The sequence below is a fragment of the Microvirga sp. TS319 genome (assembly GCF_041276405.1).
In the GTDB taxonomy this organism is placed as follows: Bacteria; Pseudomonadota; Alphaproteobacteria; order Rhizobiales; family Beijerinckiaceae; genus Microvirga.
This window is the reverse complement of the sequence record NZ_JBGGGT010000002.1, coordinates 1,254,388-1,278,339: the sequence shown is the minus strand read 5'-3', so window position 1 is coordinate 1,278,339 and position 23,952 is coordinate 1,254,388. Positions and strand designations below refer to the sequence as shown.

Annotated in this window: 21 protein-coding genes and 1 other RNA gene; 2 read left to right on the top strand and 20 right to left on the bottom strand. The window is 64.3% G+C overall.

Annotation, left to right across the window (positions count from 1 at the left end):
• Positions 1-2: 2 nt before the first annotated feature.
• The 20 genes from AB8841_RS15565 to AB8841_RS15470 form a co-directional block, all read right to left on the bottom strand.
• Positions 3-899 carry an outer membrane protein assembly factor BamD gene (locus AB8841_RS15565; protein WP_370436735.1) on the bottom strand — a complete coding sequence of 299 codons (897 nt, stop codon included), beginning with the start codon at positions 897-899 and terminating at the stop codon, positions 3-5.
• Between the two features lie 176 nt (positions 900-1,075).
• Complete coding sequence (gene lpxC / locus AB8841_RS15560) at positions 1,076-2,020, bottom strand: UDP-3-O-acyl-N-acetylglucosamine deacetylase (protein WP_370436734.1); 945 nt, start codon at positions 2,018-2,020, stop codon at positions 1,076-1,078.
• Positions 2,021-2,393: 373 nt separating this feature from the next.
• The gene (ftsZ, locus tag AB8841_RS15555; RefSeq protein ID WP_370436733.1) at positions 2,394-4,070 is read right to left on the bottom strand and encodes a cell division protein FtsZ; all 1,677 of its coding nucleotides are present in this window, start codon (positions 4,068-4,070) and stop codon (positions 2,394-2,396) included.
• A 102-nt stretch (positions 4,071-4,172) separates the two neighbouring features.
• Positions 4,173-5,495 (bottom strand): cell division protein FtsA, encoded by a 1,323-nt coding sequence (ftsA, locus tag AB8841_RS15550; RefSeq protein ID WP_370436732.1) that lies wholly within the window; start codon positions 5,493-5,495, stop codon positions 4,173-4,175.
• Entirely contained in the window at positions 5,492-6,454 is a 963-nt protein-coding gene (locus AB8841_RS15545; RefSeq protein ID WP_370436731.1) for a cell division protein FtsQ/DivIB, read from the bottom strand. Before AB8841_RS15545 ends, ftsA begins: the two co-directional genes overlap by 4 nt.
• Positions 6,421-7,344 carry a D-alanine--D-alanine ligase gene (locus tag AB8841_RS15540; protein ID WP_370436730.1) on the bottom strand — a complete coding sequence of 308 codons (924 nt, stop codon included), beginning with the start codon at positions 7,342-7,344 and terminating at the stop codon, positions 6,421-6,423. Before AB8841_RS15540 ends, AB8841_RS15545 begins: the two co-directional genes overlap by 34 nt.
• A 64-nt stretch (positions 7,345-7,408) precedes the next feature.
• On the bottom strand, positions 7,409-8,332 hold the full coding sequence (gene murB / locus AB8841_RS15535) for a UDP-N-acetylmuramate dehydrogenase (protein ID WP_370436729.1): 924 nt from the start codon (positions 8,330-8,332) through the stop codon (positions 7,409-7,411).
• Positions 8,329-9,744, bottom strand: a complete 1,416-nt coding sequence (gene murC / locus AB8841_RS15530) for a UDP-N-acetylmuramate--L-alanine ligase (protein WP_370436728.1) — start codon at positions 9,742-9,744, stop codon at positions 8,329-8,331. Before murC ends, murB begins: the two co-directional genes overlap by 4 nt.
• Positions 9,741-10,862 carry an undecaprenyldiphospho-muramoylpentapeptide beta-N-acetylglucosaminyltransferase gene (gene murG / locus AB8841_RS15525; protein WP_370436727.1) on the bottom strand — a complete coding sequence of 374 codons (1,122 nt, stop codon included), beginning with the start codon at positions 10,860-10,862 and terminating at the stop codon, positions 9,741-9,743. The genes murC and murG overlap by 4 nt, the downstream gene beginning before the upstream one ends.
• Positions 10,859-12,001, bottom strand: a complete 1,143-nt coding sequence (locus AB8841_RS15520; protein ID WP_370436726.1) for an FtsW/RodA/SpoVE family cell cycle protein — start codon at positions 11,999-12,001, stop codon at positions 10,859-10,861. The genes murG and AB8841_RS15520 overlap by 4 nt, the downstream gene beginning before the upstream one ends.
• A 2-nt stretch (positions 12,002-12,003) precedes the next feature.
• Entirely contained in the window at positions 12,004-13,395 is a 1,392-nt protein-coding gene (murD, locus tag AB8841_RS15515) for a UDP-N-acetylmuramoyl-L-alanine--D-glutamate ligase (protein WP_370436725.1), read from the bottom strand.
• 4 nt (positions 13,396-13,399) lie between these two features.
• Positions 13,400-14,485 carry a phospho-N-acetylmuramoyl-pentapeptide-transferase gene (gene mraY, locus AB8841_RS15510; RefSeq protein ID WP_370436724.1) on the bottom strand — a complete coding sequence of 362 codons (1,086 nt, stop codon included), beginning with the start codon at positions 14,483-14,485 and terminating at the stop codon, positions 13,400-13,402.
• A gap of 7 nt (positions 14,486-14,492) precedes the next feature.
• On the bottom strand, positions 14,493-15,923 hold the full coding sequence (locus tag AB8841_RS15505) for a UDP-N-acetylmuramoylalanyl-D-glutamyl-2,6-diaminopimelate--D-alanyl-D-alanine ligase (RefSeq protein ID WP_370436723.1): 1,431 nt from the start codon (positions 15,921-15,923) through the stop codon (positions 14,493-14,495).
• Positions 15,923-17,386, bottom strand: coding sequence for a UDP-N-acetylmuramoyl-L-alanyl-D-glutamate--2,6-diaminopimelate ligase (locus tag AB8841_RS15500; protein ID WP_370436722.1), 1,464 nt, complete (start codon positions 17,384-17,386; stop codon positions 15,923-15,925). The genes AB8841_RS15505 and AB8841_RS15500 overlap by 1 nt, the downstream gene beginning before the upstream one ends.
• Before the next feature lie 2 nt (positions 17,387-17,388).
• On the bottom strand, positions 17,389-19,152 hold the full coding sequence (locus AB8841_RS15495; RefSeq protein WP_370436721.1) for a peptidoglycan D,D-transpeptidase FtsI family protein: 1,764 nt from the start codon (positions 19,150-19,152) through the stop codon (positions 17,389-17,391).
• Between the two features lie 5 nt (positions 19,153-19,157).
• Positions 19,158-19,553, bottom strand: a complete 396-nt coding sequence (locus AB8841_RS15490) for a hypothetical protein (RefSeq protein ID WP_370436720.1) — start codon at positions 19,551-19,553, stop codon at positions 19,158-19,160.
• The gene (rsmH, locus tag AB8841_RS15485; protein WP_370436719.1) at positions 19,550-20,599 is read right to left on the bottom strand and encodes a 16S rRNA (cytosine(1402)-N(4))-methyltransferase RsmH; all 1,050 of its coding nucleotides are present in this window, start codon (positions 20,597-20,599) and stop codon (positions 19,550-19,552) included. The genes AB8841_RS15490 and rsmH overlap by 4 nt, the downstream gene beginning before the upstream one ends.
• A complete protein-coding gene (mraZ, locus tag AB8841_RS15480; protein WP_370436718.1) occupies positions 20,596-21,093 on the bottom strand; it encodes a division/cell wall cluster transcriptional repressor MraZ in 498 nt (165 codons plus the stop codon). Before mraZ ends, rsmH begins: the two co-directional genes overlap by 4 nt.
• 310 nt (positions 21,094-21,403) lie before the next feature.
• An RNA gene (gene rnpB, locus AB8841_RS15475) (RNase P RNA component class A) lies at positions 21,404-21,784 on the bottom strand.
• A 47-nt stretch (positions 21,785-21,831) separates the two neighbouring features.
• Complete coding sequence (locus tag AB8841_RS15470; protein WP_370436717.1) at positions 21,832-22,419, bottom strand: transglycosylase SLT domain-containing protein; 588 nt, start codon at positions 22,417-22,419, stop codon at positions 21,832-21,834.
• A gap of 438 nt (positions 22,420-22,857) precedes the next feature.
• Between AB8841_RS15470 and AB8841_RS15465 the strand changes: the two genes are divergently transcribed.
• Together AB8841_RS15465 and AB8841_RS15460 are read left to right on the top strand one after the other, a co-directional pair.
• Entirely contained in the window at positions 22,858-23,136 is a 279-nt protein-coding gene (locus tag AB8841_RS15465; RefSeq protein WP_370436716.1) for a hypothetical protein, read from the top strand.
• Between the two features lie 87 nt (positions 23,137-23,223).
• A complete protein-coding gene (locus tag AB8841_RS15460) occupies positions 23,224-23,949 on the top strand; it encodes a TerB family tellurite resistance protein (protein ID WP_370436715.1) in 726 nt (241 codons plus the stop codon).
• The last annotated feature ends 3 nt before the right edge of the window (positions 23,950-23,952 follow it).

Here is a 23,952-nt window from a genome sequence, read left to right as displayed (position 1 = left end):
GCTTACCCCGCCCGCTGACTGACCTGGGGCACGCCGCGGAAGGCCTTGCTGATCCAGGACTGCGAATCCTCGCGCGGCTCAACGCCGCCCTTGGTCAGCAGGGCATAGGCGTCCTTGTACCAGGGACTGTCAGGGAAGTTGTGGCCGAGAACGGCGGCGGCGGTCTGCGCCTCGCTGACGACACCCATGGCCATGTAGGCCTCGGCGAGACGCTCGAGCGCCTCTTCCGTGTGGCGAGTCGTCTGGTAGCGCGAAACCACGATGCGGAACCGGTTGATGGCTCCGGAATAGTTGCGCTTCTGAAGGTAGAAGCGACCGACCTCCATCTCCTTGCCGGCGAGCTGGTCGCTGGCAACCTGGATCTTCTTCTTCGCGTCGGACGAGTATTCGGACTGCGGATAACGCTGGACCAGGTCCTGCAGCGACGCGATGGCGCGCTCGGATGCAGCCTGATCACGGGTGACGTCCGGAATCTGATCGTAATAGGACGAGGCCATCAAATATTGGGCATAAGCGGCATCGGGGGTGTTCGGATGCTGCTGCAGGTAGCGCTTGGAGGCGGTGATCGCCTCCTCGTACAGGCCACCCTCGTAATTGGCATAGGCCTCCATGATCAGCCCTTTGCGCGCCCATTCGGAATATGGGTACTGACGGTCGAGGCTGTTGAACTTCTTGGCGGCGCCTTCGTAATCCTGCTTCTGGATCCGTGCGAGACCGTCATTGTAGATCTCTTCGGCCGGAACGTCCGCGACGACCTCCGGCTTGTAGGCTTCGCTCTTGTCGAAGGGGTTGATTGACGACAGCGTATCGCAACCGGCGAGCGTCAGTCCGCAGGCACCCACCAACAGCGCGCGCCCAGCAGCGGCCCTCAAACTCAAGTAAACCTTCGCGAAAGACATGCCTCGCGGTCCTCCAAAATCCGTGCCCGGTGATTTTTAACGATGCACTGAGGTTCTTTAACCTATGCAGGGGCCAACAGCCAACCCCATCCGAGAGGCTTTACCCACATGGATGGGGCAAAGCCGTCCGAAATCATGCGGCCAAAAGGCGCTCGATGCGACTTCCGGGGAAGGCCTCAATGGATTTCGGGAGCGAACGCGGCCAACGCCGCGCTGCCGACCTCCGCATAGCCGGGCTCGCGGCGCGGAACGGCATCCACGATCGCGTAGTTCGAACGGCTCGAAAAGAGAGCCTCCAGCACGGAGAAGTTCAGGCGATGACCGCCGCAATAGGAGCGGTAGGTCCCGAGCAGCGGAAAACCGGCGAGAGAAAGATCACCGACCGCGTCGAGAAGCTTGTGGCGGACGAACTCGTCGCTGTAGCGCAGCCCCTCCGGGTTCATGATCCCGTCGTCGCCGATGGCGACCGTGTTCTCGAGCGAAGCGCCAAGGGCGAAACCAGCACCCCAGAGCTTCTCCACGTCGCGCATGAAGCCGAAGGTACGGGCGCGGGAAATTTCGCGACGGAACACGGACGGAGAAAGATCGACCGCCTTGCGCTGGCGTCCGATCACCGGGGTCGGAAAGTCGATCTCCACGTCGAGGCGGAAGGCGCGCTCGTTCGGGAAGAGTTCCGCAAAAGCCTTACCCTGGGTCACGCGGACCGGCTTGAGAACCTTGAGATACCGGCGGCTCGCGCCCTGGGCCACGATCCCGACCTGATCGATGGCATCGATGAAAGGCGCCGAGCTGCCGTCGAGAATCGGCACTTCCGGCCCGTTGATCTCGACGAGCACGTTATCGATGCCGAGGCCGGTCAGGGCCGCCATCAGGTGCTCGATGGTCGCCACCGCCCCGCTCTCGCGATCTCCGATCACGGTGCAAAGCTCGGTCGCGGTCACCGCGAGATGGCGGGCATCGATGAGACGGTCCAGGCCGCCCGGAAGGCCGGTGCGCAGGAAGGCAATGCCATGGTTCACCTCCGCCGGATGGAGGATCATCTTCACCTCATCCCCGGAATGGACGCCGATGCCTACGAGCGTAACGGCGGCGCGGAGTGTGGTTTGATGGCTTTGCTTCATTATCTTTGAACCTCGAACATGACCGCCGCTTGTGAGATCCACTGCGCGATGCGTTCGCTGTAACTGTTTGACGGGCGGGATCGAACTGGGCCCCGCCCTTTCGACAAGGGCAACATAAGCTCCCGCTCAGGCTAGGCCAAATCACGCTTTTTTACGATCTGTTACAAACTCGACAATTCTTAACCAACTGTTAAATAAGGGATTTCTGCGAGAAGGGCTCCGGTTGCACTGCAACCGGAGCCCTTCCTGTCACGTTTCGATCGGGCTTCTTGGAGCATCGGGCCCAAAAGTGGACTTGCACTTTTGGGATCTATCCGATTCTCCCCCTAGAGGAGCGCATCGCTTGAGCGGACCCGAAGGTCCGCACGATGCGCTAGTTCGCCTGGCGACGAAGGAAGGCGGGAATCTCCAGCTGGTCGTCCTCCATGCCCCTCTGAGCCGGAGCGGGACGCTGCGCCTGGGGAGCCGGGCGGCGGGCGTATTCCGCGTGGACCGGGGACATCTGCTGACGCGGAGCCTCCTGGCGCGGCGCCTGCTCGGCAGGCGCGTGCTGAGCCTCATCGCGGCGGCCGAAACCCATCGTGGCCAGACGCTGGATCAGGGACGGCTTGTGCTCCTGAACCGGATCGACCTCGCCGCGGCTGGCGCGAATCTGGTTCTGGGCCGGAAGCGGCAGCTCGTCGATCCGAGGCATCCGCGCCGGGCGCACGGCGCGCTCGGCCTGCGGCGGGATGAAGGTCTCATCCGCGGCCGGCTCGTCATAGACGGGCTGCTGGGGAGCCTGTGTCTCATACACCATCGCGGGCTTGGGCTGAGCCGGCGTCAGGATCACGTCGTCGCGGACCATCGACTGCGGAGCGGATTCGATCGGACGGAGAGCGGCAGCGGCCGGGGCCTGCGCCATGACCGGGTGCGCCTCGGCCATGGTCTGAGCCGCCTTCACCGATTCGGCCTGGACGTTGGCCCGAACGCCCGGCATGGCCGGGGTCTGCGTGGCGCGGGCCCGGGCCTCGGCGCGCAGGCGCTCGGCCACCTCGGAGATCCGCTGCTCGGTGGCGGTCAGGTCACCGGCATTTTCCAGCAGGGCATGGTCGATACCCGTGGCCACCACGGACACGCGGATGATGCCCTCCAGGCTCTCGTCGAAGGTGGCGCCGAGAATGATGTTGGCATCCTGGTCCACTTCCTCGCGAATGCGGGTGGCGGCCTCGTCGAGCTCGTACAGGGTGAGATCGTTGCCGCCCGTGATCGAAATCAGCAGGCCGCGGGCGCCCTTCATCGACACGTCGTCGAGGAGCGGATTGGCGATGGCTGCCTCGGCGGCGCGAATCGCGCGCTTCTCGCCTGAAGCCTCGCCGGTGCCCATCATGGCCTTGCCCATGCCGCGCATGACCGAGCGGACGTCGGCGAAGTCGAGGTTGATGAGGCCTTCCTTCACCATCAGATCGGTGATGCAGGCCACGCCCGAATAGAGCACCTGGTCGGCCATCGCGAAGGCGTCCGCGAAGGTGGTCTTCTCGGTGGCGACGCGGAAGAGGTTCTGGTTCGGAATGACGATGAGGGTATCGACGGCCTGCTGCAGCTCGGCGATTCCCGCCTCGGCCAGACGCATGCGGCGCACGCCCTCGAACTGGAACGGCTTCGTGACGACGCCGACGGTCAGTATACCGAGTTCACGGGCGGCGCGCGCTACGACCGGAGCTGCGCCCGTGCCGGTGCCGCCGCCCATGCCGGCGGTGATGAACACCATGTGGGAGCCGGCGAGCTGATCGCGGATCTCGTCGATCACCTCTTCGGCGGCAGCGCGCCCGACTTCCGGCTGCGAGCCAGCGCCGAGGCCCTCCGTGACCTGGATGCCCATCTGGATCACGCGCTGAGCCTTGGAGGAGGCCAGCGCCTGGGCATCGGTGTTCGAGACGACGAACTCGACGCCCTCCAGACCGGACTCGATCATGTTGTTCACGGCGTTGCCGCCGGCGCCGCCGACACCGAAGACAGTGATGTGCGGCTTGAGTTCCCGGATGTCCGGAGCTTGCTGATTGATTGCCATGACCTGTGCCTCTTTGGCCCTTTAGACTGACAGCGTTTGGCCGACGCTTACCCTTGTTGACTTGAACTCTCGCGATGACCCGCCGCGTCACCGCGCTACGCTTTAAAAACTATCGCGAATCCACCGGCTCACCCGCGAGAAGTAGCCGTCGGTTCCCGTACTCTGAAACAAGCCGCTCGAACGCGGCTCGAAGTACTCGATATGCGCCACCTGGGGGTAAACCAGGAGACCGACCACCGCCGAAAAGGCAGGGCCCTTCGCCGCCTCGGGCAGACCCTTGATGCCGAGCGGGCGCCCGACACGAACCTGGCCCTGCAGAATGCGGCGTGCCGTTTCCGGCAGCCCGACGAGCTGGCTTGCGCCTCCCGTCAGCACGACGCGCCGTCCGGCCTGGGCTGCGAAGCCCGCGCTCTTCAGGCGGTCGCGCACGAGTTCGAGGATTTCCTCGACCCGTGGCTTGATGATGCGAACGAGGTGCGACTTCGGCAGATGATTCGGAACGTCCCGTTCGTCCTCATCGACCTGCGGCACCGCGATCATGTCCCGGTCATCCGCGCTCGAAGTGATCGCGGATCCGTAGAGGGTCTTGAGGCGCTCGGCGGCGGAGACGCGGGTCGTGAGACCGCGCGCGATATCCATGGTCACGTGATGACCGCCGACCGCGATGGCATCCGTGTGCACGAGATGCCCGTTGGAAAAAATGCCGACGCTCGTGGTGCCCGCACCCATGTCGACGACGGCGCAGCCCATATCGGCTTCGTCGTCCACAAGGGCCGAGAGACCCGAGGCGTAAGGGGAGGAGATCACCGCCTCGACCCCGAGATGGCACCGCTCGACCGCCAGCATCAGGTTGCGCGCGGCAGCGGCTTCCGTGGTCACAACGTGAAGATCGACGCCGAGCTGTTCGCCGATCATGCCGGCGGGATCGACGATATGGTTCTGCGCATCGAGCGAGAAGCCCGTCGGCAGCGCATGGAGAATCGCCCGGCCGCGACGCAGATCGTAAGACGATGCCGCATCGAGCACGCGATGAACGTCGCCATCGTTGACGGCGCCGCGCACCGGAACATGCGCCTCGAAATGCTCCGAGGCGAGGCGGCCGCCGGTGAGATTCACGATCACCGACTGAATTTCCACCTTCGCCATCCGCTCCGCCGCGTGGACGGCCTGGCGAATGGATGTTTCGGCCGCTTCCAAATCAACGACGACGCCGCCCTTCAAGCCGGCGGAGCGCTGATGGCCGATGCCGAGGATGCGCGCCACATGGGTGCGGCTGCGCAGCGACTCGACCTCGTCGGCCGGCTTCAGCTCCGCCACGACGCAGACCACCTTGCTCGTTCCGATGTCGAGGACCGAGAGGATGGCGCTCTTGCGCGCGGACAAAGGCTTGAGGCGCGGCGTCAGCCCGTGACCCGAGAGACTCATGTATCGACCCCCTTGCCGCGCATTGGTTTCTTCTTCAGCGACTCGGCGCGGGCCAGAGCCGCCTCCTCCGTGAGACGGACGACGACGCGATCTGCCATGCGCAGATCGATCGCAAGCACGTCCTTTTCCAAAATCTTCTGCTCGTTCTCGAGCTTCACGAGACGGGCCAGCGCATTGGCAGCCCCCTTCTCGGGCAGGCGCACGTCCATGCCGTTGTCCATCTTCAGCGTCCAGCGCCGCCCTGCGACGAGCGTCCCGGCGCGAATCCGTTCCTTCAGCGGGCCGGCCGCATCGAGCAGCGCGAAATATTCCTTGCTGCGCGCATTGGCGCCCTCGCCCACGACGAAAGGCAGGTTAACGAAGCGCTCGTCCTGCATCAGGTCGATGACCGTGCCGTCGGCCGCAATGACGAAGAGTTCGCCGTTGTTCTGCCAGATGGCATAGGGCTGGCGCTCGGTGAGCGAGATCACGAGCTCGTTCGGATAAAGCTTGCGGACCGTGGCGCTCTCGATCATCGGAACGCGCTCGAGGCGCTCGCGCAGCTCGTTCACGTCGAGAAAGACCAGCGCCAGCTTGGAGTTCAAGCCCCCAGCCGCCAGAACCTCGGTCTCGCGCATCTGGGAAATCCCGGAAATCGTAATGCTCTCGAGGCCGAGACCGAGCGCGCGCGCCAGTGCATGATGCGGCTGGCCGTGCTCGCGGATGAAGGTGTCGAGGTGACCGCCCTGCCAGAGACCGAGGGTCACGACCCCCGAAAGAAAGCCGAGCGTCAGCCAGGTCCCCAGGAAGCGGGGAATCCGTTTCTCGAGCGGAGCGCCCGCGCGTCGACGCCGGACGCTCTGCGAAGAGCCGAAGATTTTCTTGATTCGAGAAGGCTGCCTGCTGGAGGCAGCGCGCGTCGCAACAACGCCGGCCGGATAGGCCGTCATCGATTGCAGGTAGCGTCCTCCACCATCCATTGCACAAGCTCGCCAAAAGTGTAGCCCGCATGGGCTGCGATTTCTGGCACCAAGCTCGTCTCGGTCATGCCGGGTTGCGTGTTGACCTCCAGGACCACGAGTTCCCCGGTTCCACCGGGGGTGTCGTCGTACCGCAAGTCGGCGCGGCTGATTCCCCTGCAGCCGAGCGCTTGATGCGCCGTTAACGCCAACTCTTGGACCTTTTGGTAAATATTCGGTTTAATTTCTGCCGGCAGCACGTGAATGGACCCGCCCTTCACATACTTTGCGTCATAGTCGTAGAAGACGCCGGTCGCGGGGCGGATATCGATCACCCCGAGCGGCCAGTCGCCCATGACCGCGCAGGTGAGCTCACGACCCGCAACATACGATTCCACAAGGACTTTTTCGCCGAAAGCCCAGTCTTCCCTGTGCAGTTCCTGAGGCGGATGGGAGCGGTCCTCCCGGACGATGATGACCCCCACGGAGGAGCCCTCGCTCACCGGCTTGATCACATAGGGAGCCGGCAGCACGTGGTTTTTGGCCGCTTCCAATCTGTTAACAACTATTCCTTTGGGCACCGGCACGCCGGCGGCCGCCATGATGACCTTGGCCTTGTCCTTCTGCATCGCAAGCGCCGAGGCGAGGACGCCCGAATGGGTATAGGGAATTCTCAGAATTTCCAGGAGGCCCTGGATGGTGCCGTCCTCCCCGACGCGGCCGTGGAGCGCATTGAACACCACATCCGGGGCCGTGGCCTGAAGGACGGTCGCGATGTCCGGCTGCACGTCGATGGGGGTGACCCTGTAGCCTTGCCCCTCCAGGGCCTTGCAGCAGGCTCGACCGGTGGCGAGGCTCACCTCGCGTTCCGCGGACCAGCCGCCATAGAGAACGGCAACGTGCTTGGCCATGACATGCTCCTTCGCCTGCAGCCGCTTCAGTGAACCAGCCGAGCGTTAACAAAGTGATTCGGTTTTACGCCCGGCCGAGGCCGACTCGCTTGATCTCCCATTCGAGCTCCACGCCCGACATGTCGCGGACCCGGCGGCGGACCTCCTCTCCGAGGTTCTCGATGTCGGCCGCCGATGCCGAGCCATGGTTGATCAGGAAGTTGCAATGCATCTCGGAGACCTGCGCGTCACCGATGCGCAGGCCGCGGCATCCGGCGGCGTCGACCAGCTCCCAGGCCTTCCGGCCGGGAGGGTTCTTGAAGGTCGAACCGCCCGTGCGCGTATTGACGGGCTGCGTGGAAGAACGTGCCTCGGTGATCGCATTCATCTCGGCCAGGATGTCGTCCGGGTTCCCGGGGCGGCCCTTGAACACAGCTTCGGTGAAGATTACATCGTCCGGCACTTTCGAGTGACGATAGGTGAAGCCCATCTGCTCGTTAAGAAAAGCGATCGCTTCGCCCGTCCGCGTCAGAGCACTCGCATAATGGAGACAATCCCTGACTTCTCCACCGTAAGCGCCGCCGTTCATACGCAGCGCCCCGCCGATCGTGCCGGGAATGCCGCGCAGGAACGAGAGGCCTGCAATCCCCGCTTCGGCCGCTGCGCGAGCAACTTTGACATCCGGAGCGGCAGCACCGGCGCGAATACGGCAATCGGCCTCTACCGTCACCTCAGCGAACCCCTTCCCGAGGCGGATGACAACTCCTTCCCATCCTCCATCACGGATGAGCATATTGGAGCCGAGGCCCACGACGAGCACCGGCACCTGACTGTCGAGGCGCTGCAGGAAGTAAGCGAGGTCATCCTCATCTGCAGGCGTGAACAGGACCTGGGCCGGACCGCCGGTACGGAACCAGGAAAGTGGCGCGGTCGGCGCATTGGCCTCCAACCTGCCGCGCAGCTCCGGCATCGCCGCCTTCAGGTCGGGAGTGATGTCGGCAAACATCAAGCGGCCTTCTCGCCGAGCGCTTCGAGTTCGCCCGGGAGCGCATAGGCCCATTGGGTGATGTTGCCGGCGCCGAGGCAGAGGACGTAATCCCCCGGTTTCGCAATGCCTTTGATGAGACCGGCGAGATCCTCCGTCTTTTCGAGCGCCATCGCGTTGCGATGGCCGCGTGCCTTCAGGCCGGAGACGAGCCCATCGCGGTCGGCTCCCGGAATCGGCTGCTCGCCCGCCGCATAGACCGGCGCGACGATGACGGAATCCGCATCGTTGAAGCAGGTGCAGAACTGATCGAACAGCGACGACAGGCGCGAATAGCGGTGCGGCTGCACCACGGCGATCACCTGGCCTTCTGTCGATGCCCGAGCGGCTTTCAGCACCGCCGCGATCTCGATGGGATGGTGGCCGTAATCATCGAACACGGTAACGCCGTTCCATTCACCGGTGCGGGTGAAGCGGCGCTTCACGCCGCCGAACCCTGCAAGTGCCTTGCGGATCGCCTCCGGCGAGACGCCGAGTTCATGCGCGACGGCAATGGCCGCAGTGGCGTTGAGCGCGTTGTGGGCGCCGGGCATCGGCAGAACCAGGTCTTCGAGCTCGAGGCGGAATCCGGGGCGGCGATCGCGGATCATCACACGGAAGTGGTTCTGGCCGCCACGCGAATCCACGTCCATCAGGCGCACGTCCGCCTGCGGGTTCTCGCCATAGGTGATGATGCGGCGATCCTCGATGCGGCCGACCAGATCCTGCACGGTCGGATGGTCGATGCACATCACGGCGAAACCGTAGAAGGGGATCGAATCGATGAAGGAGCGAAAGGCGTCCTTGATCGCGTCATAGGTGCCGAAATGATCGAGATGCTCGGCGTCGATATTGGTCACGATGGCGACATCGGCCGGGAGCTTCAGGAAGGTGCCGTCCGATTCGTCCGCCTCGACCACCATCCACTGGCCGTCGCCCATGCGGGCATTGGTGCCGTAGGCGTTGATGATGCCGCCGTTGATGACCGTCGGATCGAGGCCGCCCGCATCGAGAAGCGTCGCGACGAGCGAAGTCGTGGTGGTCTTGCCATGGGTTCCGGCCACCGCGACGCAGGACTTGAAGCGCATGAGCTCGGCGAGCATTTCCGCGCGGCGAACGACCGGCAGGCGCTTTTCGCGGGCGACGACGAGTTCCGGGTTGTCGCGCTTGATCGCGGTGGAAACCACGACGATCTCGGCATCGTCCACGTTCTCGGCCTTGTGGCCGATGAAAGTCTTGATTCCCTTGTCGGCCAAGCGTTTCACGTTGTAGTTGTCGGCCGCGTCGGAACCCTGAACCGTGTAGCCCAGATTGTGCATGACCTCGGCGATGCCCGACATGCCGATGCCGCCGATACCGATGAAATGAATGGGGCCTAGCTTCGGCGGCAGTTTCATGAAGACGTTCCGTTCTTGTTGAGATGAATCAGGTTGAGGACAGCATGGGCCAGACGCTCGGCCGCGTCCGTGATGCTGGCGCTATGTGCGGCGGCGGCGGCTTTGGTCAAGCGTTCAGGCTCTTGAAAGATGGAGCGTATCTCGCTCGCCAGGCGTTCAGGGGTGAATTCCGTTTGTGGGCAAACGATGGCGCCGCCGATATCTCCGAGGGTTCTGGCGTTGGCGGCCTGGTCCTGATCGAGAGAGCCCGGCAGGGGCACGAGGAGCGAAGGACGGCCGATCGCCGCCAGTTCCGCGACCGTCGAGGCGCCGGAACGGGCAATGACAAGATGCGCTTCGCCGAGGCGCCTCGGCAGATCCGTGAAGAAGGGCTCGGCCTCGAATTCCACATCGAGGTTCCGGTAATGGGCTCGCACCCGCTCCAGGTCCTCTCCCCTCGCCTGCTGGGTGATGACGAGGCGGTTCCGCGTCTCCTGGGGCAGGAGTTCGATTGCAGGCGGCACGACATCGCTCATCACCCGCGCGCCCTGGCTGCCGCCGACGACGAGAAGGCGCATCTTTCCGTTGGGCTCAAGGGCGGCATAGGGCTGCCTGGCCGCCTCGATCACGGCTGGACGGACCGGGTTCCCGGTGTGGATGATCCGACCGGGCTTTGTCGCCGGCACGCCCTTGGTGTTGGAAAAGCCTGTCGCGATCAGCGAGGAGCGGCGCGCGAGCAGACGGTTGGCGCGGCCCATCACGCCATTGGCCTCGTGGATGACCGTAGGCACCTTGAGGAGCGATGCGGCAACGACTGGCGGCACGGTGGGATAGCCGCCGAAGCCCACGACCGCATCCGGCCTCAGGCGGCGGATCACCGCCATGGCCTTCAGCGTCCCCTGGGCGAGCAGCAGCGCCGCCTTCGCCATCTTCGGCACGGAACGGCCGGAAGGGGTCGCGGCAGGAATCTCGACGATCTCGTCCGCCGGGAAGGAGCCCGCATAGGCGTTCGCGCGCTTGTCCGTCGCGAGCGCCACCCCGCAGCCGGAGGCCTTGAGCACATTGGCGAGCGCCTCGGCCGGAAAGAGATGGCCGCCGGTGCCGCCGGCGGTCAGAAGGATAAGAGGCCTATCGGTCACCGCTGCCAATCCTGATTGAAGTGCTCCATCATTTCCGCCCGTGGTCGGCGGCGGGTGAGCGCGACGAGGAAGCCCATGCCGAGCGCCAGGGACATGAGCGAGGAGCCCCCATAGGAGATGAACGGCAGCGTCATGCCCTTGGCGGGCATGAGGTGCACATTCACCATCATGTTGATGGCCGCCTGGAGACCGAACATCAGGATGAGGCCCGTGGCGGCAAGGCGGCAGAAGGTGTCCTCGTTGCGGCGGGCGAGCATCAGGCCGCGCAGCACGATGAAACCGAACAGCAGCAGCAGGCCGAGGCACACGATGATGCCGAACTCTTCCGCCGTCACGGCGAAAATGAAGTCGGTATGCGCGTCGGGCAGAATGCGCTTCACGGTTCCCTCGCCGGGCCCGCGGCCGAGCCAGCCGCCGCGCGAGAAGGATTCCATGGCCATGTCGACCTGGAAGGTATCGCCGGAATCCTTGTCGAGGAACCGTTCGATGCGGGCGCGCACGTGCGGCAGGAATTCGTAAGCCGCCACGATGCCGACAAGTCCCGCGCCGCCAAGGCCCATCACCCAGAACCAATGCAGACCGGCGACGAAGAAGAGGCCGCACCACACGATGGTGATCAGCATGGTCTGCCCGAAATCGGGCTGGAGGATGAGCGGGATGATCGTCGCCGGAAGGATCATCAGCGCGAGCAGCGCGCCCGGCATGTCCTTGCGCCGCGCCCCCTCGGAGAACGCCCACGCGGCGAGAACGACGAAGGCGGGCTTCACGAATTCGGACGGCTGAACGCCGAGCGGACCGATCATGATCCACCGATGTGCGCCCTTGATCTCGGGCCCGAACTGGAAGGCCAGCATGATCATCGCCATGCCGCCCACATAGACCAGCAAGGCCAGACGCCGGATGTGGCGCAGCGACAGGAACGACACCGGCAGCAGGATCAGAAGCGCCGGGACCAGGAACATCACCTGGCGGCTCACGAAGTGGAAAGTCGAAAGCCCCAGGCGCTCCGCGACGGGCGGTCCACCTGCCATGAGAAAGACGAGACCCGCCACCATGAGGATGGCGAGCGCCGCCAGCAGCAGCCGGTCGACGGTCCACCACCAATCGCTGAAGGCCGAGCGTTCCGCCCGCGATACCATCTTCAAGCCCCCTTGACTTCAATGTCCGGCAATGCCCGGACCAACTCGCGGAAATGATCGCCGCGCACTTCGTAGTTCGGAAACTGATCGTAGGACGCGCAGGCCGGAGACAGGAGAACGACCATGGTGCCATCCGCCGCGGCGGCATCCGCGGCCGCCTGAGCCACCGCATTGTCGAGCGTCTCGCTTCGGGTATAGGCAACGTCACGACCAAGCGTTCCGGCGAATTCGTCCGCCGCCGCGCCGATCAGATAGGCCTTGCGGATCTTTGGAAAGTAGGGCCGGAGCGGCTCGATGCCGCCTTCCTTCGCCTTGCCGCCGAGGATCCAGAGAATGTCGTCGAAGGACTTGAGCGCCTTCTCGGTGGAATCGGCGTTGGTGGCCTTCGAGTCGTTGACGAAGAGCGTTTCACGGATCCGGCCGACCTCTTCCATCCGGTGAGGAAGGCCGGGAAACGTATGGAGGCCGGAGCGGATCTGCTCCGGTGGCACGTTCAAGGCCAAGGCGACGGCGACGGCCGCAGCCGCGTTCTGCGCATTGTGCGCACCCCGCAGCGAACCGATGCCCGACAGATCGGCCAGTGGAGCGGTCTCGCTCCCTGTTACCCCGACGAGCGTTTCGCCATCGGCGAAGACGCCTTTCCCCTCGATCGGCTCGACCGACACGAAGGCGACGTTCACACCCTTCTCCTGGCAGCGCCGGGCCATGGCGCGGCTCATCGGATCGTCGACGCCGATGACGGCAAGGCCAGCCTTCGCCACCAGCCGTTCCTTGATCGCCGCATAGTCCTCCATCGTCCCGTGCCGGTCGATGTGATCCGGGGACAGGTTGAGATGCACGCCGATCATCGGTGCCAGCGACGGCGCGAGGTCGATCTGGAACGAGGAGCACTCGATCACATGGACGCGGCTGTCTGACGGCGGCTCGAGCGAGAGGATCGCTGTTCCGATATTGCCGCCCATCTGCACGTCGCGGCTCGCCTCGCGCAGGATATGAGCGACGAGCGCCGTCGTCGTGGACTTGCCGTTGGTTCCGGTGATCGCCACGAAGGGGGCATTCGGTGCGATCTTCGCGCGCTCGCGACAGAAAAGCTCGATGTCGCCGATAATCTCGACACCGGCAGCCTTCGCGAGATCGGCCGACCAATGCGGCGCGGGATGAGTGAGCGGCACGCCCGGCGAAAGGACGAGCGACGAGACCGGCGCCCAGTCGATCTGGCGCAGGTCGGCCGTCTCGATGCCTTTGGAAGCGGCCTCCGCCACCTTCGCCGGATTGTCGTCCCACGCGATGATGCGGGCTCCGCCTTCCTTCAAGGCAAGCGCCGTTGCGAGCCCCGATCCTCCAAGCCCGAAGAGTGCGACTGTCCTGCCGGAAAATGTCGTGACGGGTGTCATTCGCCTACCGAAGCTTGAGGGTCGCGAGGCCGACGAGGGCGAGCACGACGGCAATGATCCAAAAGCGGATCACGACCTGCGGCTCGGTCCAGCCCAGCTGCTCGAAGTGATGGTGGATCGGCGCCATCTTGAAGACGCGCTTGCCCGTGAGCTTGAACGACGCGACCTGGATGATGACGGACATGATCTCCAGAACGAAGAGCCCGCCCACGATGGCGAGGACGATCTCGTGCTTGGTCGCGACCGCGATGGTGCCGAGAAGGCCGCCGAGAGCAAGCGATCCCGTGTCGCCCATGAAGATCTGCGCGGGCGGCGCGTTGAACCAGAGAAAACCGATGCCCGCGCCGATCAAGGCGCCGCAGATGACGGCGAGTTCGCCGGTGCCGGGCACGAAGTGGATCTGCAGGTAATTGGCGAAGACCGCGTTGCCGGCGAGATATGCGATAAATCCGAAGGTGCCCGCCGCGATCATCACCGGCACGATGGCCAGACCGTCGAGGCCGTCGGTGATGTTCACCGCATTGCCTGCGCCGACGATCACGAAGCCCGCGAAGACGACGTAGAACCAGCCGAGATTGAAGATCAGGTCCTTCGAGAAGGGCAAAGCGAGCTTGTTCGCGAGGCCGGGGGCCTCCACGTACGAGATGGCGATGCAGGCGACGGCCGCGATGATCGCCTCGATGGCGAGGCGGGATTTGCCCGAAAAGCCCTTGTGCGACTGCTTCGTGACCTTCAGGTAATCGTCGTAGAAGCCGATCGCCCCGAAGCCCACCGTGACGAAGAGCACGATCCAGACATACGGGTTGGCGAGATTGGCCCACAGAAGCGTCGAGACCAGCACGCCCGCCATGATCATCAATCCGCCCATGGTCGGCGTGCCGCGCTTCGTCAGCAGATGCGATTGCGGCCCGTCCTCGCGGATCGGCTGTCCCTTCCCCTGGCGCACACGTAAGAGCGAGATGATCGACGGACCGAACAGGAACACGAAGAGCATTGCGGTCGCGGTTGCGCCACCGGTGCGGAACGTGATGTAGCGGAAGATATTGAAGGGGCTGATATAGGGGCTGAGCTCAGCCAACCAGGTCAACATGGGGTCTTCATCCTTTCAGCGCGGAGGCAGCCGGGCCTGCGCCGTAACGTTCTTTCAGCGCCTTGACGATCGGGGCCATCTTCATGCTGAGCGATCCCTTGACCATCACGGCATCGCCGGGACGAACCGCCGCGCAGACCGCGTCGATGAGCCCGGCGGAGGTCTCCGTATGCATCGCGACCTTCGCCTTCGGCAGGCGGTCCACGAGGTTCTTCATCAGCGGTCCGGCCGCGAAGACGAGATCGATCCCGTTGGCTTCGATGACATCAGCAAGGTCTTCGTGAAGGCGCGGGCCCGTCTCGCCCAGTTCCTTCATATCTCCCAGAACGGCGATGCGCCGGGCATGGCGGCCCAGCTCCACCGCTCCGAGATTGGCGAGCGCGGCGCGCATGGAGGCGGGGTTGGCGTTGTAGCTCTCGTCGATGAGAAGCACGTCCTCCTCGCCCAAGGCGAGCATCGTCCGCTCGCCACGGCCGACCGGCGGCTTCAGTCCGGCGAAGGATAGCGCGACCTGCGCGAGATCCGCGCCAAGGGCATGACAGGCGGCGAGGACGCTCAGGGAATTGAGGGCGATGTGGCGTCCCGCCGTTCCGATCCGGTAGGTGACGAGCTGTCCGAAGACGCGCGCCTCGACGATCGATTGATCGGGCTTCACGATGATCCGCTCGGCGCGGATATCGGCACTCTCATGTTCGCCGAAGGAGACGACGCGACCCGCCGCAGAGGCAAGCGCATGCGCCTTCACGCGCTCGAAGTAGGGGCTGTCCCGGCTGACGACGGCCGTTCCGCCTGGCTCCAAACCTGAAAAGATCTCGCCCTTGGCATCGGCGATGCCCCAGAGCGACGGGAAGAACTCGATATGGACCGGCTCGATGGTGGTGATCACGGCGACGTGGGGACGAACCATCGCGGTGAGCGGCAGGATTTCGTAGGCATGATTCATGCCGATCTCGAACACGCCGAACGCGGTTTCGCGCGGCATGCGCGACAGGGTGAGCGGCACGCCCCAATGGTTGTTATAGGAGGCGACCGATGCGTGTGTTGCGCCCTGGCGCGACAATGCGAGGCGCATGGCCTCCTTCGTCCCGGTCTTTCCGACGGAACCGGTGATCGCGACGATGCGGGCCTCCGTGCGCCTGCGGGCCGCGCACCCCATCTGACGCATGGCCTCCAGCACGTCGGGCACGACGATGAGCTTGTCGGACGGGAGGCCGGGAGCCTTCTCGTCGGATACGACAGCAGCGGAGGCGCCCTTCTCCAGCGCGGCGGGCACGAAATCGTGGCCGTCATGCACATCGCCCTTGATGGCGAAATAGAGATCGCCCGGCTCCAGCGTGCGCGTGTCGATGGAGGCGCCCGACGCCTGCCGGAAGCCGCTGCCGATGCGAGCGCCGGTGGCGGCCGCAATCTCATCCAAGGTCCACAAGGGCGAATTCATCAATGCCTCTCCGCGATTGCCGCCCGGACCTCGTCGTGATCCGAGAACGGCAGGGTCCGGTCGCCGATGATTTGGCCCGTTTCATGACCTTTGCCCGCAACGACCAGAATATCGCCGTTCCGGAGCTCCTTCACGGCCGTGCGGATGGCCAGAGCCCTGTCGCCGATTTCGCGGGCGCCGGGAGCCCCTTTGAGCACCTCGGCGCGGATCGCAGCCGGGTCTTCCGAGCGAGGATTATCGTCCGTCACGATGACAATATCCGCCTTGTCGGCGGCGATGCGCCCCATGAGCGGACGTTTGCCCCGATCACGATCTCCGCCGCAGCCGACGATGCAGACGAGCCGCCCTTTGGCAAACGGGCGCAGCGCATCGAGCACATGGGCCAGCGCATCGGGCTTGTGCGCGTAATCGACGATGCAGATGGCGCCGTCCACTTCGCCCACCTGCTCCAGGCGGCCGGAAACGCCCTTCAGGGTCTTGAAGCCCTCGAACACCTCGGCTGCCCGGTCCTCGCCCTCGACGGACAGCACGAGACCAGCCGCCACGAGCGCGTTCTCGATCTGGAACGCCCCGAGAAGCGGCAGGCCCGTTTCAAACGTCTTGCCGAACGCCTCGACGGTCAGCGCCTGCTTGAAGCCTTCCGGCCGCGCATCGACAAGCCGGAGCGTCTCGCCGCTGCTTCCGGTGGTGACCATCGTCAGGCCGCGGCTGCCGACACCCTGCCGGAAGACTTCCGCATAGGGGCCGTCCGCATTGATGACGGCCGGCGCATCGGCGGGCAGGAGCGTGTCGAACAGGCGCAGCTTCGCGGCCGCATAGGCCTCGGTGGTATTGTGGTAATCGAGATGATCGCGACCGAGATTGGTGAACCCGGCTGCGCTCAGGCGCACGCCATCGAGGCGGCGCTGATCGATCCCGTGCGACGATGCCTCCATGGCGAGACGCGTGACACCGTCTCTCGCCAGCGTGTCGAGCGTCTGATGCAGCGAGATTGGATCGGGCGTCGTGAGCGAGCCATAGGCGGCGCCGTCCGAGGTGATCACGCCGAGAGTGCCGAGGCTCGCGGATTTATATCCCAGAACAGCGAAGAGCTGGCGCGTGAAATCCGCCACGGAGCTTTTGCCGCTCGTACCCGTAACGGCGACGACTGTCTCAGGCTGCTGCGGATAAAAGCGCGATGCAGCCAGAGCAAGTGCCTTTCGCACATCGTCGACCTGGACATAGGCGACATGGCCCGGCAGATCGGCCGGGCGCTCCGCCTCCCCGACGATGGCGATCGCGCCGGAAGCCGCCGCCTGCGGCACGAAGCTCATGCCGTCCACTTTCGTGCCCGGCACCGCGAAGAAGACGCTGCCTGCCCCTACCTTGCGGCTGTCGGAGGCAAGTCCGGCCACAGACAAAGATGCTTCCGGGAGCCCTTTGGTTTCCGGAAGCAGATCGCTCAGTTGAAATGTGTTCGTCATGGTCACCGGACGCCCCAGGCATTGAGACGCGACATGAGTGGGAAAGGTTGAGCAGGCGGCTCGAAGCGGGGTGGAATGCCGAGGAGCGGCGCAACGCGCTCGATGACATTGCCCGTCACGGGTCCGGCGTTCCAGCCCGCCGTCGAGAAACCGTAGGTACCCTCGATCGCCTGCGGTTCGTCCATGATGGTCAGGAACACGTATTTGGGCTTGTCGGCGGGAACCACGGCCGTGAATGTGGTGAAGTTCTTGTTCTTGGAGTAGCGGCCGTTGATGACTTTTTCCGCCGTTCCGGTCTTGCCGCCGACATAGAAGCCCGCAATGGCCGCCGATCCCGCGGAGCCTGCCGGATTCGATGCGTTGAGGCGCATCACATAGCGCATGGCTTCGCTGGTCTCGGGCCTGATGACCTGCAGGGCGTCCTGTCGGGCGGCCGCCTCGTCACGCTTCAGGAATGACGGCTTGATGAGCACGCCGCCATTCACGAGGGCGCCGACCGCCATGAGCGCCTGAAGGGGCGCGACGGCAAGGCCGTGACCGAACGCGATGGTCATGGTGTTGAGTTCGCCCCAGCGAGGCGGGATGATCGGCAGGGCGCTCTCCGGCAGTTCCGTCTCGAGGCGCGTGAGCTGGCCCATCTTGCGCAGGAAGGCCTTGTGGCCATCGACGCCGATGCCGAGCGCCATGCGGGCCGTTCCGATGTTCGACGAGTGGATGAACACCTCCGGCACCGTGAGCACGCGGTGCGTGGCGTGATAGTCGCCGATGGTGAATTTGCCGTAGCGAAGTCCCGAGCGGGCATCCAGCGTCGAGTTGATGTTGTACTTGCCGGAATCGAGCGCCATGGCGACGGTGAGCGCCTTGAAGGTCGATCCCATCTCGAACACGCCGACATTGATGCGGTTGATGCGATCCTTGTCGAGCGCGTCGACGGGGTTGTTGGGATCGTAATCGGGCAGCGACACGAGGGCGAGGACCTCGCCGGTGTTCACGTCCATGACGACGCCGGCAGTGGCTTTCGCCTTGAACTTCGTCATGCCCTTCATCAGCTCGTCGCGCAATGCATGCTGCACGCGAAGATCGATGGAGAGCTGCACGGGTTTCAGGTCGGCGGCGGAGATGTTGAAACCCGCGCCGTTGAGGTCCTGCAGGCCCATGCTGTCGATATATTTCTCGATGCCTGCAATGCCCACATTGTCCACGTTGGCGAAGCCCAGCACATGGGCCGCCGCCTCGGCATTGGGATAGACGCGCTTGTTCTCCGGCAGGAAGCCGATACCCGGAATGCCGAGACGGTGCACCTCCGCCTGCTGACGCGGCGTGATTTCGCGCTTCACCCACACGAAACCCTTCTTCGTGCTGAGCTTGTCCCGCAATTCCGAAGCGTTGAGGTCCGGCAGCACCGCGGTGATCAGCTCCACCGCCTCGTCCTTGTCGATGATGTTGCGCGGCTCCGCGAAGACGGACACCATCCTCACGTCGGTGGCAAGGATTTCGCCGTTGCGGTCAACGATGTCCGGACGAGCCGCGGAAATCTCGGAGGAAGCCGCGCGGCGGAACTCGCTCGCGGTCTCGCTCGTGACGGCGAGCTGCACGAGCCGGCCGGCAATGACGCTGAAGAGCACGGCGAAGCAGATTGCCGCCAAGCTCACACGGGACGTACTCTTGTCGAGGCGCAACCGGAACAGCTCGCGCGCATAGAAGAGGATACCCCTCTTGGGCAGAGGGCTCCTGGCCTTCAGTTCGGGTTGAGTCTCATGCAACACGGGAGTTACCGTCTCGGGGTTTGAGTCGATGGGATTCGAGCTTCGGTGCTGGTATCCTTGGGCGTTGCGGTCGGCCCGAGCAGACCAAGCGCTTCGAGCTTGCGGCCGATCTCGTCCCCACGCTCCGGACGGTTCGGCAGATCGGATAGGCGCGCCAGCTGCTGGATCTTCAGGGGCTGCAGATCGAGATGCTGATCGGCCGCCGCCTGCAGGCGGTCCGGACGATCGAGATATTGCCATTCCGCCTGCAGAACCGCGATGGCGTCACGCTCGCGCTGCACCTTGGATTTCAGCTTGGCCACCTGCTCGGCGTAATAGAGCGTTTCGTACTTGATGGAGTAGGCGTAGCCCGCCGATGCGATGAGGGCGGAGATCGCGACGATGTGGAGCAGCTTGGTCATCGCCGCCCTCCCTTTTTCTCCGCTGTCTGCGGAAGCTCGGCCAGCATGGTGATGGCGCTCAATGGTTCCTGCGGCGGCACCTCCGTGCGGGCGCCGGCCCGGAGTTTCGCCGAACGCGCGCGCGGATTGCGCGCCATTTCCTGCTCGCTCGGGCCGACCGGCCCCCTTGTGACCGCGTGGAAGGTCGGCTCGGCCGCAGCGACAGTCGGCAGATGACGCGAGCCGCTCGGCAATCGCCCGGTACGGGCTGCGAAGAACTGCTTCACGATCCGGTCTTCGAGGGAATGGAAGGTCACGACCACGAGGCGTCCGCCGGGCTTCAGAATCCGCTCGGCCGCATGCAGCGCGCGCACCAGCTCGCCGAGCTCGTCGTTCACGGCGATGCGGAGGCCCTGGAAGACGCGCGTGGCCGGATGAATGCCGCTCGGCTCCTGACGGATGAGCGAGGCGACGAGATCCGCCAGTTGACGCGTCGTCTGGAACGGCTCCCTGCGGCGCGCCTCGATGATGGCGCGTGCCACGGCCCTGGCACGGCGCTCCTCGCCGTAGTGATAGAAGATATCGGCGAGTTCCGCCTCGGAGGATTCATTGACGATGTCGGCTGCGCTCGGCCCCTCCTGCTCCATGCGCATGTCGAGCGGGCCGTCGTTGCGGAACGAGAAGCCGCGCTCGGCCTGATCGAGCTGCATGGACGAGACGCCGATATCGAGAACGACGCCTTCGGCGCCATCGAAGCCCTGGTCGCGTGCGATCTCGTCGAGATCGCCGAAGCGTCCCGGCACAAGAATCAGGCGCTTCTTGAATTTGCCGACCAACGATGCGCCGCTCGCGATCGCATCCGGATCGCGGTCGATGGCAATCACCTTGTTCTGTGGATGGGCATCGAGAATGGCGCGGGTATATCCGCCTGCGCCGAACGTCCCATCGATAAAGAGGCCGCCGCGCTTCGCATCGAGCGCCTCGCACACCTCCGCCAGGAGCACAGGAACGTGACGGGTCGGTCCGCCAGCGGCTCCGGCTCCTGGGCCGTCGCCGCGTCCCATCATTGCTCCCGCACTCCTGGTGAGGTGTTCTGTACCATACGTGGCTCCCCAACCCGGGCCCCGAGCGATTTCTTCAGATCTCTGACCTTCGTGCGCGCCTCCTCCAAGTGCGCACGGAAACGCTCCGGCTCCCAAATCTGGAACTTGTGACCGAGGCCGACGAACGTCACCGTATCGCCAATCCCGGCATGCACTTTCACTGACTCCGTCAGGATGACACGCCCCTCCGGATCGACTTTGAGGATTTCGCTGGTCCCGAACAATGCGGTCGACAGCTGATCCCGTTCGTCCGAATAGGGCGACAGCGTCGACAAGAACGCATCGATCTCGTTCAGAAGCGTATTGCCACCTGCGTCCAAGGCCTGCGCATCGAGCGCAGGATGAACGTAGAGACCCTCGAATCCATCCCTGGCCAGAACGGCCCGGAAGGACGCGGGGATCGAGACGCGACCCTTCGAATCCAACTTGTTGGTGAAATTGGACACGAAGCGGTTCATTGGCCGCAGCTCGCAAGCTCCCGATTGTCAGCCCCCCGGCAGACCTCGATGGCCTGCCACCCGCAGCCGGCATTAACGCCTCTTTTCGAAGCAGGACGTTGGCGCTCTCGGTGCGCCTAACCTCCCCTTCGGAAGAAACCGTCGACGGGATGATTTGGGATAACATGGGACAATATGGGCGTCAACGGAACGGGACTGGGACGCAAGCCTCGCGACATGCAGCTTCCATCAGACGCGTTTAGGGTTAATGAATCGTAAGCAGACCAACGCTTTGGTCCGCTTTGTCGCAGTTTTGGGCCTGTGGAAAAGAGGGGTCAGCCGGCCTGTAAGCCGGGTTCTGTATGGCCCAGGGTCGAGACCCTGAACGTGGCGGCCATTCCTCTGGGACGGCCATTGCTGACCGCCTCAAGCAACCAACCCGGACGACCAGCCTGGAAGCGGGCCTGGCGCGAGCGCCTGTCGTCCCTATTCGGTTTTGCTCCTGGTGGGGTTTACCGTGCCGTCCGCATTACTGCGTCCGCGGTGCGCTCTTACCGCACCCTTTCACCCTTACCCTGTATCAACAGGGCGGTTTGCTTTCTGTGGCACTATCCCTGGGGTCGCCCCCGCCGGACGTTATCCGGCACCTTGCTTCCATGGAGCCCGGACTTTCCTCCCCGAGCAAGCTCGAAGCGGCCGCCCGGCCGGCTGACGATGGGGATGTGGTGCAAAAGACAGCCTCCCGTCAAGGCCGGATGATCAATCGGCTGCCGCGGTAATCACCTTGACCTTGGCACAATAGGCGCGCGAAGGACCGACCATGGTCGTCGCCCGATGACCGAATTGGTAGCGCAAAATCGTCCCGCAGGTATCGCCACCCGCGAGCTTATAGGCTTGGGCGAGATATTTCAGGCCGTAACGCAGATTCGTCTCGGCATCGAGCAGGCCGGCGATCTGGCCCTGGTAACCCATCGACTGGGCCGTGCGGACGTTGATCTGGGTCAGGCCGACATTGGCGCCGTTGCGGGCGCCGGGATTGTAGCGGCTCTCGAGACGCACCACCGCGTCAGCAAGATCAAACGGCAAACCGTTTTCCGAGGCATAGCGGACGATCAGAGGTCTGAGCGCATTGGCCCTGGCGGCATCGATGCGTACGGGGCGGGAGCGCCCCGTCACGCCGGGCGGGACCGAGACCGTCTCCTCGACCGAGGCCTCGTTCGGGCTCTCTCCGGGGATCGCGACAGCTTCGGCAGCCTTCTTCCCCTTAGGCCGACGAGCGGATTTTTCGGGTTTCCCGGCCGCGGCGACGCCGGAATCCGCGTCCCCTTCAGGAGCGGAAGCAGCCATGACTTCTTCGGCCTGAGCGCGCGCGAGGGCGGCAGCCTCATCAGGAGGGATAATATTGCCGTCGGCGTGAGCTTGAATCGAAGGTGCAGCCCAGACCAGAAGCACCGCAGTCATTGATTTTATACAATGCCGCAAAGTCATCTCGAAGCTCCAAATGGCATAGGCTGTACAAGAGAGCTGCCTGGAGGCCAAATAGGGCAAAGTTGTGACTTGGGTAGTCGCAGACCCACTGCAGGTCTGCTCACGTTAAACGATAGCGGCTCAACGAATCGGCGCGTAAAACCCGCCGAAATAGCCTGTTCCCCTTAACAAAAGATTTTTCTACAGCTCATTTGGGGGACAAGGAACTTCTTCCCCCAGTCAAGAGTTGGCGTCTGCGTAAGGTCAAGCTAATGAGAACTGGGCAGCCTACAGCCCGCTAGACACAGGGAAGCCTCCATGAAGAAGATCATTACCGCGATTGCCGCCGGTGCTCTCACCCTCTCGATGGCAGCCTGCAACACGCCTGGCGAGCGCGCCGTGGGCGGTGCCGCTGTTGGCGGTCTTGCCGGTGCTGCGATTGGTGGCGCTGCCACGGGCCGCGCCGGTGGCGCTCTGGCCGGCGCAGCCATCGGTGCTGCCGGTGGCGCGGTCGTCGGCGCCGCAACGGCTCCGCGCGGCCCCGCCTGCCCCTACGGCACGTACCAGGACATGTACGGCAACATCTACTGCCGCTAAGACGATCCGAGAGATCGGATTTGAGGGGCCGGGATCTTCTCGGCCCCTTTTCTTTTGCCTGAAGTTGAGCGTACCACTGTCTCTGAGATGATTCAGTCGATTTGGGGTAAATTGAGCGGAGCCGGCATCGGCCTGGCGCTCGGCGGGCCGATTGGTGCCCTCCTGGGCGGCGTGGCCGGGCACGTGCTCATCGATCGCGAAGGCGCCCCCTTCGGAAAGCCGCCGCGCGATGTCTTGTTCACCATGGGCCTGGTCGCGCTCGCGGCCAAGATGGCCAAGGCCGACGGCGTGGTGGTGGACGTGGAGGTGAAAGCCTTCGAGCAGATCGTCGAAGTGCCGGAAGGGGAGCATGCCCGGGTCCGGCGCCTGTTCGAGCTTGCCATGCAGACCTCCGAAGGGTTCGAATCCTATGCCCGGCAGATCGGCGCGGAATTCAAGGAAGAGCCGGCCCTGCTGGAGGACGTGCTCGACGGCCTCTTTCATATCGCCAAGGCTGACGAGGCGGTGCATGAGGCGGAGTACGTCTATCTCAAGAACGTCGCGACGATCTTTGCGTTCTCCGAGAGCGAATTCGAACGCATCGCTGCCCGCCACGTCAAGCGGTCGGACGATCCCTATCTCATCCTCAAGGCCGATCGGGCCATGAGCGACGAAGACCTGAAGCGGCACTACCGCAGGATGGCCGCTGAGAACCATCCCGACCGAGAGATCGCAAGGGGCCTGCCGCCAGAGGCGGTCAAGATCGCAACGGAACGGCTGGCAGCCATCAACACTGCTTGGGAGCGCATCGCCGCCGAGCGGAACCTCAGGTAAACG

Bases quoted from the DNA above. Each gene is read 5' to 3' on its own strand.
- AB8841_RS15520 (WP_370436726.1), bottom strand. From the start codon at position 12,001: ATGGTATCGCGGGCGGAACGCTCGGCCTTCAGCGATTGGTGGTGGACC.
- ftsZ (WP_370436733.1), bottom strand. From the start codon at position 4,070: ATGGCAATCAATCAGCAAGCTCCGGACATCCGGGAACTCAAGCCGCAC.
- AB8841_RS15540 (WP_370436730.1), bottom strand. From the start codon at position 7,344: ATGGCCAAGCACGTTGCCGTTCTCTATGGCGGCTGGTCCGCGGAACGC.
- AB8841_RS15470 (WP_370436717.1), bottom strand. From the start codon at position 22,419: ATGGCTGCTTCCGCTCCTGAAGGGGACGCGGATTCCGGCGTCGCCGCG.
- AB8841_RS15460 (WP_370436715.1), top strand. From the start codon at position 23,224: ATGATTCAGTCGATTTGGGGTAAATTGAGCGGAGCCGGCATCGGCCTG.
- AB8841_RS15500 (WP_370436722.1), bottom strand. From the start codon at position 17,386: ATGACGAACACATTTCAACTGAGCGATCTGCTTCCGGAAACCAAAGGG.
- lpxC (WP_370436734.1), bottom strand. From the start codon at position 2,020: ATGAAGCAAAGCCATCAAACCACACTCCGCGCCGCCGTTACGCTCGTA.
- AB8841_RS15490 (WP_370436720.1), bottom strand. From the start codon at position 19,553: ATGACCAAGCTGCTCCACATCGTCGCGATCTCCGCCCTCATCGCATCG.
- rsmH (WP_370436719.1), bottom strand. From the start codon at position 20,599: ATGATGGGACGCGGCGACGGCCCAGGAGCCGGAGCCGCTGGCGGACCG.
- murD (WP_370436725.1), bottom strand. From the start codon at position 13,395: ATGACACCCGTCACGACATTTTCCGGCAGGACAGTCGCACTCTTCGGG.
- AB8841_RS15505 (WP_370436723.1), bottom strand. From the start codon at position 15,923: ATGAATTCGCCCTTGTGGACCTTGGATGAGATTGCGGCCGCCACCGGC.
- AB8841_RS15545 (WP_370436731.1), bottom strand. From the start codon at position 6,454: ATGGATGGTGGAGGACGCTACCTGCAATCGATGACGGCCTATCCGGCC.
- ftsA (WP_370436732.1), bottom strand. From the start codon at position 5,495: ATGAGTCTCTCGGGTCACGGGCTGACGCCGCGCCTCAAGCCTTTGTCC.
- AB8841_RS15465 (WP_370436716.1), top strand. From the start codon at position 22,858: ATGAAGAAGATCATTACCGCGATTGCCGCCGGTGCTCTCACCCTCTCG.
- mraZ (WP_370436718.1), bottom strand. From the start codon at position 21,093: ATGAACCGCTTCGTGTCCAATTTCACCAACAAGTTGGATTCGAAGGGT.
- murC (WP_370436728.1), bottom strand. From the start codon at position 9,744: ATGAAACTGCCGCCGAAGCTAGGCCCCATTCATTTCATCGGTATCGGC.
- AB8841_RS15565 (WP_370436735.1), bottom strand. From the start codon at position 899: ATGTCTTTCGCGAAGGTTTACTTGAGTTTGAGGGCCGCTGCTGGGCGC.
- mraY (WP_370436724.1), bottom strand. From the start codon at position 14,485: ATGTTGACCTGGTTGGCTGAGCTCAGCCCCTATATCAGCCCCTTCAAT.